This is a genomic window from Paracidovorax sp. MALMAid1276 (genome assembly GCF_049198005.1).
Taxonomy (GTDB): domain Bacteria; phylum Pseudomonadota; class Gammaproteobacteria; order Burkholderiales; family Burkholderiaceae_C; genus Acidovorax.
Genome location: NZ_JBMIRS010000150.1, coordinates 1 through 10,539, shown reverse-complemented (window position 1 = coordinate 10,539; position 10,539 = coordinate 1). Strand labels below are relative to the sequence as shown.

The window sequence follows — 10,539 nt, the reverse complement described above, 5'->3', positions numbered from 1 at the left end:
GCTCGTGCGATACGAAAAGCTGGAGCACACCTTTCTCGCTCTCAACCACCTGGCCGCTGCCATCATCGCCTTGCGGAAGATCAGTCTGCCCGTTAATATTATTTACGGATAAATCCTTAATCAGCGTTGCCCTAACTATCGAACCTTCATTCGAGAAATCCCCTGCCGCAAGTGTCTTGGATGCAAGGTTGGACGCATCCTGAATGTACATTTGGACGAGCCCTCAATGTACATTTGGACGGTAAACGCACCATTGCTTTCCCATGCATAGTCCGACCATCCCGTTTCGCCTAGTCTCCACTCAGCGCGAAGAGCAATTGGCTCAATTCAACGCCAGGAAAGAAATTGCTTGGTTTGGGTTTAGGGGGGCGTTCAAAGAGCCAGGCTTGGCGATCATCAATTTCACCAAAATCGAATCTGGCCTTCAGGGAGGTGGAGGAACCTCCGCAATCAATGGCGGTGTTATCGCCGCAGGTTTTGATGCAGCCTTCGTGCTTGCCGGTTTGGGTCACTACGATTCCAAGGTCGTCGTCACTCTGGAGTTGTCGGTCAAATTTTTGTCCCTTGCACTTGTCAACGAGTCGCTTGCATTCCAAGCGCATGTGGTTCGATCTGCTAAAAACTTCTCGTTCGCCGAGGGCTTTCTCTCTCAGGCAGGTACAGGGCCAGCCCAGCATTTGGCAATTGCCACCGCTATGGTGGCGCCTGCGCGCTAGGCACGCGGCGGGAATGCGCAAGGCGCCAAAGGTGTCCTTCCCCTCGGCTGAGATGGAGATTTTCGACGGTCGTTCACCCAAGGCGCGAGCGTTCTAACTCGTAGAGACACCACCAGCAATGGGCTCGTTTGCTGCTTTCCGAGCTTATATGCCGATTGAATTCCGTGAGGCCTTGACCTTCCCACCGTGGCAAGGTTCATAGTCAAAACGTGAATCAACCAAAGGAAGCTCACATGGTCCATATCAATGTTCCTGATATGACGTGCGGCACTTGCGCCCAGCGCATTGGTCGTGCAATAGCTCAGGCCCAACTGCCTGGGGGCGTCGAAGTAGAAATCGACGTAGCTACACGTCAGGTACGCATTCCGGCGCAAGCCGGAGAAAGCACCGTGGAGCTTGTCCGCTCAGCGATTGAGCGTGCTGGATATAAAGCAGACGCGGCGGTGAGTCCTGCATCTCGCCGAACAACCGGTGGCTGCTGCTGTGCGTCTCGGCCCGTAGCCCCTGTTGACGTGGATCAAGGCGCTGCGAACCGTACGTCGTCATGCTGCAGTTGAACTACCAAGGAGACCATCATGCGTCTGAACATCGTCGCTGGGCTGTTGACAACCCTATTCGTGGCAGGCTGTGCCGTCGCGCAATCGCCAAAACCTGAGGACGAACACGCAGGCCACCACCCCGGAGATGCACAGAGCGGCGGCGTCACAACCCAGTCTGCCCCGGCAGCCACTGCCGCGTCTGCACCGGACGCCTTTGATCGTCAGATGAAGGCGATGCAGGAAATGCACAAAAAAATGCAGGCGGCCAAGACTCCCGCCGAACGCTCAGCGCTGATGGAGGAGCACATGAAGCTCATGCAGTCAGGCATGGCCACGATGGGCGCGGGTAGTTCTGGTGGCATGGGGATGGGAATGATGCAGCAAGGGGCGCAGACCAAACCTGCCATGCCTGCAGCCTCCGGAAACTCGGGTATGGGAGGCATGATGGGCATGCACGCTCAAATGGAGCGCCGCATGGCCATGATGGAACAGATGATGCAAATGATGGTGGACCGCCAAGCAGCCATGCCATCCAAGTAGTCTCACCGCGAACGTTCTTTGCGGGGGAAGCTATCACTATTCCAAACGCTGGTGAGCTGCGCGAGGCTGGGTGACTCAGTCACTAACCACTGTGCAGTTGCGCCCGAGCGCCTTTGCCCTGTAAACAGCTTCATCAGAGCGTTTTAGCAGCCGGGCGAGGAAATCCGCTCCGGTTTGGTGTACTGCACATGCCAGCCCGACACTGACCGTTACTGGCCCCGCCAATGAGCGAACCCGTCTGGCGCATTTGTGCACCCGCTCCGCGATTCGGGCAGCGGCTTCTGCGTCCGCATCAGGTAACCAGAGGACGAATTCTTCCCCGCCGTATCGCGCCACCAGGTCCGAACCACGGGCGCCTGCCTGTAACTGGCGAGCAAAGTTCACCAGCACCCGGTCGCCCTCGGGATGGCCATGCGCATCGTTGATCCGTTTGAAGTAGTCCACGTCCACCATCAACAACGACACGGAACTCTGTCGAGAGGCCGTCCGTTGCCACTCTTGCACGGTCAATTCCAGCGCACGGCGGTTTTTAAGACCTGTAAGCGGATCAGAGAGACTCAGTTCCGAAAGCTGGCGATTCTGCAATTCAACCTGTTCATTGCTGGCGGCCAAGCGCTGGGCAAGACCCTGGGCCTCTGCACGGGCCTTGATCAACTCGCCTTCGAAACGGCTGCGTTCGCGGGCCACAAAAAAGGCCCATACGATGTGGTCGCCCGTCTCCAGGCGCTTGCTGACCGCATTGACCATGACAGGAACAGTCTCGCCGCCAACACCGCGCAGGTGGAGGAATACTTCGCGCGCACTCTTGGCGTGATGCAGCGTGGGAAACAGGTGGGTCTGGCTGAAAATTCGAGAAGCTGGTGTCAACAGTTCATCCATGGAGTGGCCGAGCCAAAACGCCTCCGTGCCCCCGATCAGGACAAGGAACTCCCTGTTCATCCGCACGATGTGCCCCACCGGGTCCGTGATCATCATCGCGCAAGGGATGTCATCAACCGCCAGCATGTTCCGCCCTCTCGGTTTCGCTCACGCTAAGGAGAGATATCGCTGCATGGCGGCCGTCACCAAGTGCGGATGACTCATGTGGGCGCAGTGTCCGGTCACGTCCAGCACTTCCAGCGTGCTGTCCCTGAGCTTCTTGTGCATGTATTCCCCCACCGAATGGGGCGCCAACGCATCGTTGCCATGCTGCAAGATCAGACTCGGCCGGGTCACGCGTGACAGCTCCTCTCTGGTATCCGCAAAGAAGGTTGCCTGCGCAAAGATACGAGCCATCGTAGGATCGGTTGAGCAGAAACTCTCGGACAGCTCTCCGCCCAGACTGTCTGCCTGCGGCGCTCCCGCCACAATGGGTGCGAGGTAGCTGGACCAGCCCATGAAGTTCTGGTCCATGAGGTCCAATAGGCCCTCCAAATCCTGGCGCTCGAACCCTCCAAGGTAGTCCGGAGCGTGATTGATGTAGCAAGGCGACGGGCCGACCAGAATCAGGCGATCAAAAAGCATAGGTCGCTCGATGGAGGCCAGCAGGCCGATGCTGGCGCTGACCGAATGTCCAACAAAATGCACTCCGCGCTCGATGCCCAATGCGTCGCATACATCCAGCAGATCTTGCACGTAGCCTTTCAGACTTGCGTACTTCACGGGGTCAAAGGCGGCCAAGTCTGATTGGCCGCAGCCGACGTAGTCGAACAAGACCTGGTGGCACTTACCTTCAAAGGCCGGAGTGATGTGTCGCCACATATGCTGGCTACACCCAAAGCCGTGCGCATAGACGAGCACGGGGACGTCCGGGCGAATTGCATCGATCACATGCACGTTGTTGCGCTTACGAATTTCCACTGTTGTTCTTTCCGGGCGGTCAGTCCGCAGATTTTGCACGCCTGACGCCTGCACCGTGCGCAAAATAGCATGCAAGCGTGCGCGATTGGGAGTGAGAAACAACTGGTTTATCGCTAGCACCAGCTTGCGCAACGCAGCGTTCAGCCTCCAGATGCCTCTGTTTTCACTCTCCTTGGCTTTCGCATCAGCACATAGGCTGCAGGAATCACGAACAAAGAAAGCAGCGGTGCGGTCACCATACCGCCCAGCATGGGAGCCGCGATGCGGCTCATGACCTCCGAGCCTGTCCCGCTGCTCCACACGATGGGTACCAGGCCCGCCAGGATGACGGCCACGGTCATGGCCTTGGGCCGGACGCGTAGCACGGCGCCTTCCCGAATGGCGTCCAGAAGCTCCTCCAGCGTAGGTTGCCCGCCGTCTGGACATCTCTCTGCCAGCGCCTGCTTGAGGTAGATGAGCATGACCACCCCAAACTCTGCTGCCACCCCTGCCAGGGCAATGAAGCCAACGCCCGTTGCGATGGACAAGTTGTAGTTCATCAGGTACAGGAACCAGATACCCCCGGTCAATGCGAACGGCAGTGTCGCCATGATCAGTCCTGCCTCCCCCATGCGTGAGAAGGTCAAGTACAACAACACGAAGATGATCAGCAAGGTGGCGGGCACGACTACCTTAAGGCGGGCATTGGCCCGCTCCAGGTACTCGAACTGGCCTGAGTACGTGATGCTGACCCCGGGCTCCAGCTTGATCTGTCGGCTCACGGCATCGCGCAGCTCATTGGCCACGGAAGCCAGATCGCGCCCCCGCACATCGACATATACCCAGCCCGATGGGCGGGCGTTCTCGCTCTTGAGCATGGGTGGCCCATCGGTGATGGCGATGCTGGCCACCGTACCCAGCGTGATCTGCTGCCCCATGGGGGTGGAGATGGGCAATTGGGCCAAGCGTTCGGGCGAGTCTCTCCACTCACGCGGATAGCGCAGGTTGATCGGGAAGCGGGCCAAGCCCTCGACCGTTTCCGAGATGTTTTCACCACCGATGGCCCCGGAGACCACGGCCTGGATTTCGCTCACGTTCAGCCCGTAGCGACCTGCGGCCGTGCGGTCGATGCGGACATCGACATAGCGCCCCCCCGTCAGGCGCTCTGCCAACGACGAAGTCACTCCCGGAATGCCCTTGGCGACCTGCTCGACCTGTGCGGCGATCACATCGATCACCTTCAGGTCGTTGCCGGTCACCTTAACCCCGATGGGACTCTTGATGCCTGTGGCCAGCATGTCGATCCGGTTACGGATGGGCGGAATCCAGATGTTGGATAGGCCGGGGATTTTGACGGCCTTGTCCAGCTCCTCGATCAGGCCCTCGGGCGTCATTCCTGGACGCCATTGGTCTCTGGGTTTGAGCTTCACCGTGGTCTCGAACATTTCCAGCGGGGCCGGATCGGTTGCGGTCTCCGCGCGGCCAGCCTTGCCGAAGACGCGCTCGACCTCGGGCACCGTCTTGATCATCCGGTTGCTCAGTTGCAGAAGCTCCGTCGCCCGCTGGGCCGACAGGCCCGGGAGCGCCGACGGCATGTACAGCAGATCGCCTTCGTCCAGCCTGGGCAGGAACTCGCCCCCCAGCCGCGAGAGGGGCCAGATCGTGGTCGTCAGCGCCAGCACGGCGATGACCAGTGTGGATTTGGGGCGGTGCAGAACCCATTCCAGGCAAGGCCGGTACACGGCAATCAGCGCGCGCGTGATCGGGTTTTTCTGCTCGTCAGGGATACGCCCTCGGATCCAGTAGCCCATGAGGACGGGGATCAGCGTGACCGAGAGAGCCGCTGCTGCGGCCATCGCATAGGTCTTGGTGAACGCCAGCGGTCCGAACAGGCGACCTTCCTGCGCTTCCAGCGTGAAGACGGGCACGAAGGACAAGGTGATGATCAGCAGCGAGAAGAACAGCGCGGGGCCCACCTCCTCGGCGGCTTCGGTGATCACCTTCCAGCGCTCTTCCCCGACCAACTGCCGGTCGGGATGCTTGTGCTGCCAGGCCTCCAGCTTCTTGTGGGCGTTCTCAATCATCACCACGGCTGCATCGACCATGGCGCCCACGGCGATGGCAATCCCGCCCAGGGACATGATGTTGGCGTTGATGCCCTGGTAGCGCATCACCAGAAACGCCGCCATGATCCCCAGCGGCAGAGAAATGATGGCGACCAGTGCCGAGCGCAAGTGCCAGAGGAACAAGACGCAGACCACAGCCACCACGATGAACTCCTCCACGAGTTTGGTGGTGAGGTTGTGGATCGCCCGCTCGATGAGTGCGCTGCGGTCGTAGGTGGTGACGATCTCCACCCCCGGGGGCAGGCTGCTTTGCAGCTCGCCGAGCTTGGCCTTGACGGCCTGGATGGTTTCCTGGGCATTCTTGCCTGAGCGCAGGACCACCACGCCACCGGCCACCTCGCCCTCGCCGTCGAGTTCGGCGATACCGCGCCGCATCTCCGGTCCGATCTGGAGTGTTGCAACATCGCCGAGGCGCACGGGAATGCCGGCGCGTGACACCAGCGGGATGGCCCGGAAGTCGTCCAGCGTCTTGAGGTAGCCGCTGGCGCGCACCATGTACTCGGCCCCGGACAACTCCAGCACCGACCCGCCCGTTTCCTGGTTGGCGCCCAGAATGGCCTCTCGCACCTGTCCCTGAGTGAGCCCTTGGGCTGCGAGCCTGATCGGATCAAGCACCACCTGGTACTGCTTGACCATGCCGCCCACCGACGCCACTTCCGCGACATTGGGCAAGCTCTTGAGTTCGAATTTCAGGAACCAGTCCTGCAGGGCCCGCAGCTGGGCCAGGTCGTTCTTACCGGTGCGGTCTACCAGGGCATATTGGTAGATCCAGCCGACCCCAGTGGCGTCGGGGCCAAGCGACGACTTGGCCGTGGCGGGCAGTCGCCCCTGCACCTGGTTCATGTACTCCAGCACGCGGGAGCGCGCCCAGTACAGGTCCGTACCGTCCTCGAACAGGATGTAGACAAAAGAGTCGCCAAAGAACGAGAAGCCGCGCACCGTCTTGGCGCCCGGGACGGACAGCATGGTGGTGGCCAGCGGGTAGGTCACCTGGTTTTCCACAATCTGCGGCGCCTGGCCGGGATAGGAGGTGCGGATGATGACCTGGACATCCGACAAATCGGGAAGTGCATCCACGGGGGTGCTGCGCACGCCCCACACGCCCCAGGCCGTGAGCATCACGGTTGCCAGCAGGACCAGGAACCGGTTCGCCACCGACCAACGGATCAGACGTGCGATCATGGCTTGACCCTTTCCACGGCAGTGATCACGAAATCTTTGCCTTGTTGCTGGAAGGTGAACGTGACCTGCTGCTCGGGTTTCAATGTCTTGGCCAATTCAGGACTCGCCAGCTTGAAGGGCATGGTCATGCCAGGCCACTTCAGTTCAGGCACGGCATCATGGGTCAGAGTCAGCTCAGTCGGTGTGACCTCATCGACCACTCCCCGCACGGTAAAGCTTTTGGACGCCGGAGCAGCAGAGGTCGAAGGACCCTGTTCACTGATTGGTTGTGCGCTGCTGCCTTGAGACTGTGCAGGCAAGATTCCTCGCAGGCTGGCTTCCGAGTCGATCAGGAACTGTGCCGAGGCGACCACCTGTTGTCCTGCGGTCAGCCCGCCTTGAACGACGAGGCGGTCATCGATTTCCGCACCGAGTTGCACCTGGACGGGGTGGTACTTTCCAGGACTGTCCACCACGTAGACCAACGCCCGCTTGCCGGTGCGGATCACCGCTTCGCTGGGCACCAGCAGCGCTGGTTGTGTACGTCCCGCCAGGACAATCTGTCCGGACATGCCCGCCTTCAGGCGCTGGGTAGGGTTGGGAAGCTCCAGGCGCACGCGCACTGTGCGGGTGTCCCGGTTGGCCTCTGGCAGGATGCTTACGACACGGGCTTTGAGGATTTCGCCCGGAAACGCGGCCAGGCGGACCTGGGCATCCTGCCCCAGTTGCAAGGGACCGCTTTGCGCTTCGGGAACGGCTGCCTCGATCCAGACACTGGCCAAACCGTTCACGCGCACCAGGTTGGCCCCCGCAGAGACCGTCATGCCTTGGCGCACCATCAGTTCGGCCACCATCCCAGCCTGCGGGAAGGTCACCGTGTAGCGGCCTTGAGGTTCGCCCGTGCGCTCCACCTGGGCCACCAGCGAGGCCGGCATACCCAGCAGCAACAACCGCTGGCGCGCCGCTGCCGTCAACGATTCGTCCTTGAGCGCCCGGACCGCGAGAAACTCGCGCTGCGCCGCCAACCATTCGGGCAGCAGCAGGTCGGCCAATGGCGCGCCTGCGGCCACCACGTCGCCCGGGGCGCGGGCGTAGACCCGTTCCACAAACCCGGCTGAGCGCGCCTGAACGATGCTCACATCCCGGTCATTCAGCTGGACCGTGCCCAGCACATCCACATCGGACCCAATGTCGCGCTGCTCCACCGTGGCGGTGCGCAGGCCGAGGGCTTGCACCGCCTGGGCAGAGACATTCAAACCGGAGCCTTGTTGTGTGTCCTCATCGGCATACTTGGGGACCAGGGCCATGTCCATGTAGGGCGACTTGCCGGGCTTGTCGAACTTCTGCGTCGGCACCATGGGGTCGTACCAGTACAGTACCTTGCGGTCGGCCTTCGCCGCTTCTGCCGATGGAGGGGTAGCGCCAGACGGATGACTGCTCGCCATGCGCCATTGGGAGACCCCCCAGCCGAGAGCGATGCCAGCAGCCACCAGTGCCACGGCCACAGCGGTCTTCTTGAAAACAGAATTTGTCATGTGGTTCTCCCTTCAGTCGGCGATCAGGCTGTTCAGGCGGGCAATTACGGTGTCCCGCTGTGCCTGCAAATCAATGAGCCGCCAGTGCGTCTCCCGCACTTGGGCCCTTGCCGCCAGCACGGCGCTCAAGTCGCCTTTGGCAGACTGGTAATTGGCCAGCGCGAGTTCGGCACGCCCCTTTGCCAAGCCCATGCCAGCCGATTGCAGCCGCTCGATCTGACTGTTCAGTGCCGCCAGTTCTGAGGCGCTGTCCTCCAGCTCCTGCAGATGCCTGCGGGTCACGTCTTCCTGCTCGGCTTCCAGGCGCTGCAGCTCCAGCTGCTTGGCCTTGATCTGGGGTGCCTGGCGTCGCTCCTGTTGCCAGGGAAGGTCAAAGGTCACCTGGAAGGACACCATGTCGCCCCAGCGGCGGTCGCGGCGGCTGTAGGCGACTTCCCAGGACCAATCACCCTTGGTTTCTGCCTGGGCTTCGCGTGTTTCCGCCAAGGCCATGGCCTGCATGGCGGGGTACTGCGCCAGTTCGGCATGGCGATGCACCTCTGCGCGCAACTGCTCCAGGGGCCGGCTCAGCGGCCCGGGAGTTCCCTGCAGTGATTCGTCGGCCCGGGCGCCAACCCAGCGCCGCAACATCGCCCTGGCCTTGGACCGATCCCGCTGCAGATCGTCCCTGCGGTCCGACAGCGCAAGCGCCTCCTGCCTGGCCATCAGCAGGTCTGCGGCCTGGGCCATCCCCCCCGCGATGCGGGCAGGCAGGCTGTCCTGCAGGCGCTGGTTCTCACTCAGTAGACCGGCGAGCACCTGGTCGCGCTGTTCAATGGCCTGGGCCATGATCCACGCTTGGCTCAGCTCCTGCCGGATCTGCAGGCGCTGGACGCCCAGGGCGGCGCGCTCGCGTTCCACTTTGGCCTGGGCACTGGCGATCTGGGCATCGCGCTTGGCCCGGTTGGGCACCTCCTGCATCAGCGCAAGGCGCTGCATGGTCATGGACTCGCGTGTGAGGCTGAACCGGTCCATGCCGCTGACGGGAAAGTTCTCGATGCCGACTGACAGCTTGGGATCCGGCAACGTCCCTGCGGCCTTCTGGGTGCTGCTGGCTGCGTCAATCTGCAGTCGCTGCGCCGCGATGCGGGGACTTTGCTGTTCCGCCAAGTCCAATGCCTCGGCAAAGCCCAGGGCGTGCGCCGGGTTCCCAGCCAAGCCGGTGCCGGCCAGCAGGAACCCGAGAGCGCCCAGGCGCAGATGGTGGAGGTTGCGCACCTGGATGCGCTGCGAGATGGGACGAATGCGCTGGTGCGCAGACAGGCGCTCGCAGGGAGCGCCGAAGGAGGAAATGGGCATGGTGGTCCTCGAAATGAAGGGGGCACGAAGTCAGACTTGCGCAAACGCTGCAAGGCAGCGCGCAAGACGTGCACGATCAATTCCGAAAGACCTGATGGGTTAGATAGATGGGGGGAGCGCCCGCTCGACTGTCCAGCTCCGCGTAGGCAGCCCGAGGGTCAATATGCCGCTCGGCGTCCAGAATCACAGGCAGCACATAGGCGACCCAGATGGCGTGCGCCGCGAGCGACTGCAGATCGAGACCTTGGAGCGAAGGGGAGGACAAGCTGTCGCCATCACAATGGGCTCGGCACAGCTGGGGATCTTGCTCATCCATGGTGCCCGCCATCGCGTGGCAATCGGGCATGGAGGGCATGCCGACGGCATCTTCCATCGCCATGCCCGCTTTTTGCATCAACGCAGCATGGGTTGCGGAGTCCAGCTTGGGACAGGCATAGGCGGCCAACGCGAACTGCATCAGAAGCAACGCCGCGACCAGAACGCTGGTTATCCAGCGTCCTTGGCGCGATACGGTGCTTCTGGCGAAGATCATGGTGCGAATGGTATCCCCAGCGATGGCCACGGACTTAACCTAGATCAAATCCCAGCCTGCCGACCCATCTCAACCCTTGCGAAGTCTCAGGGCGTTGGCGATCACGGACGCCGAACTTAGGCTCATCGCCAGGGCCGCAATCATTGGCGACAGCAGCCATCCGGTGAAGGGATACAGCAGCCCTGCAGCAATCGGTATGCCCAGCGCGTTGTAGAGGAAGGCAAACAGCAGGTT

The 10,539-nt window shown here is 61.6% G+C and carries 9 protein-coding genes and 1 pseudogene; 4 read left to right on the top strand and 6 right to left on the bottom strand.

Going from position 1 to position 10,539, the window contains the following annotated elements; genetic code table 11:
* From ACOQFS_RS10130 to ACOQFS_RS10115, 4 genes and pseudogenes are all read left to right on the top strand, one after another.
* Window positions 1-112: pseudogene (locus tag ACOQFS_RS10130) on the top strand (IS5/IS1182 family transposase); the annotation flags it as partial.
* A gap of 151 nt (window positions 113-263) precedes the next feature.
* The gene (locus tag ACOQFS_RS10125) at window positions 264-716 is read left to right on the top strand and encodes a PaaI family thioesterase (RefSeq protein ID WP_056419573.1); all 453 of its coding nucleotides are present in this window, start codon (window positions 264-266) and stop codon (window positions 714-716) included.
* 233 nt (window positions 717-949) lie between these two features.
* Window positions 950-1,273 carry a heavy-metal-associated domain-containing protein gene (locus ACOQFS_RS10120; protein ID WP_421562754.1) on the top strand — a complete coding sequence of 108 codons (324 nt, stop codon included), beginning with the start codon at window positions 950-952 and terminating at the stop codon, window positions 1,271-1,273.
* 18 nt (window positions 1,274-1,291) lie between these two features.
* Window positions 1,292-1,795, top strand: a complete 504-nt coding sequence (locus tag ACOQFS_RS10115) for a hypothetical protein (protein WP_015012969.1) — start codon at window positions 1,292-1,294, stop codon at window positions 1,793-1,795.
* A 75-nt stretch (window positions 1,796-1,870) separates the two neighbouring features.
* On the opposite strand, the gene ACOQFS_RS10110 is transcribed toward ACOQFS_RS10115, so the two are convergent.
* The 6 genes from ACOQFS_RS10110 to ACOQFS_RS10085 form a co-directional block, all read right to left on the bottom strand.
* Complete coding sequence (locus tag ACOQFS_RS10110; protein ID WP_056419579.1) at window positions 1,871-2,800, bottom strand: sensor domain-containing diguanylate cyclase; 930 nt, start codon at window positions 2,798-2,800, stop codon at window positions 1,871-1,873.
* Between the two features lie 21 nt (window positions 2,801-2,821).
* Window positions 2,822-3,766, bottom strand: coding sequence for an alpha/beta fold hydrolase (locus tag ACOQFS_RS10105; RefSeq protein ID WP_231940667.1), 945 nt, complete (start codon window positions 3,764-3,766; stop codon window positions 2,822-2,824).
* Window positions 3,767-3,774: 8 nt separating this feature from the next.
* Window positions 3,775-6,921, bottom strand: a complete 3,147-nt coding sequence (locus tag ACOQFS_RS10100) for an efflux RND transporter permease subunit (RefSeq protein ID WP_421562753.1) — start codon at window positions 6,919-6,921, stop codon at window positions 3,775-3,777.
* Window positions 6,918-8,435, bottom strand: coding sequence for an efflux RND transporter periplasmic adaptor subunit (locus tag ACOQFS_RS10095; RefSeq protein ID WP_421562752.1), 1,518 nt, complete (start codon window positions 8,433-8,435; stop codon window positions 6,918-6,920). The genes ACOQFS_RS10100 and ACOQFS_RS10095 overlap by 4 nt, the downstream gene beginning before the upstream one ends.
* A 12-nt stretch (window positions 8,436-8,447) precedes the next feature.
* Window positions 8,448-9,773 (bottom strand): TolC family protein, encoded by a 1,326-nt coding sequence (locus ACOQFS_RS10090; RefSeq protein WP_421562751.1) that lies wholly within the window; start codon window positions 9,771-9,773, stop codon window positions 8,448-8,450.
* Between the two features lie 76 nt (window positions 9,774-9,849).
* Window positions 9,850-10,305 carry a hypothetical protein gene (locus ACOQFS_RS10085; RefSeq protein WP_421562750.1) on the bottom strand — a complete coding sequence of 152 codons (456 nt, stop codon included), beginning with the start codon at window positions 10,303-10,305 and terminating at the stop codon, window positions 9,850-9,852.
* Window positions 10,306-10,539 lie beyond the last annotated feature (234 nt).

Bases quoted from the DNA above. Each gene is read 5' to 3' on its own strand.
- ACOQFS_RS10115 (WP_015012969.1), top strand. From the start codon at position 1,292: ATGCGTCTGAACATCGTCGCTGGGCTGTTGACAACCCTATTCGTGGCA.
- ACOQFS_RS10085 (WP_421562750.1), bottom strand. From the start codon at position 10,305: ATGATCTTCGCCAGAAGCACCGTATCGCGCCAAGGACGCTGGATAACC.
- ACOQFS_RS10110 (WP_056419579.1), bottom strand. From the start codon at position 2,800: ATGCTGGCGGTTGATGACATCCCTTGCGCGATGATGATCACGGACCCG.
- ACOQFS_RS10095 (WP_421562752.1), bottom strand. From the start codon at position 8,435: ATGACAAATTCTGTTTTCAAGAAGACCGCTGTGGCCGTGGCACTGGTG.
- ACOQFS_RS10125 (WP_056419573.1), top strand. From the start codon at position 264: ATGCATAGTCCGACCATCCCGTTTCGCCTAGTCTCCACTCAGCGCGAA.
- ACOQFS_RS10120 (WP_421562754.1), top strand. From the start codon at position 950: ATGGTCCATATCAATGTTCCTGATATGACGTGCGGCACTTGCGCCCAG.
- ACOQFS_RS10090 (WP_421562751.1), bottom strand. From the start codon at position 9,773: ATGCCCATTTCCTCCTTCGGCGCTCCCTGCGAGCGCCTGTCTGCGCAC.
- ACOQFS_RS10100 (WP_421562753.1), bottom strand. From the start codon at position 6,921: ATGATCGCACGTCTGATCCGTTGGTCGGTGGCGAACCGGTTCCTGGTC.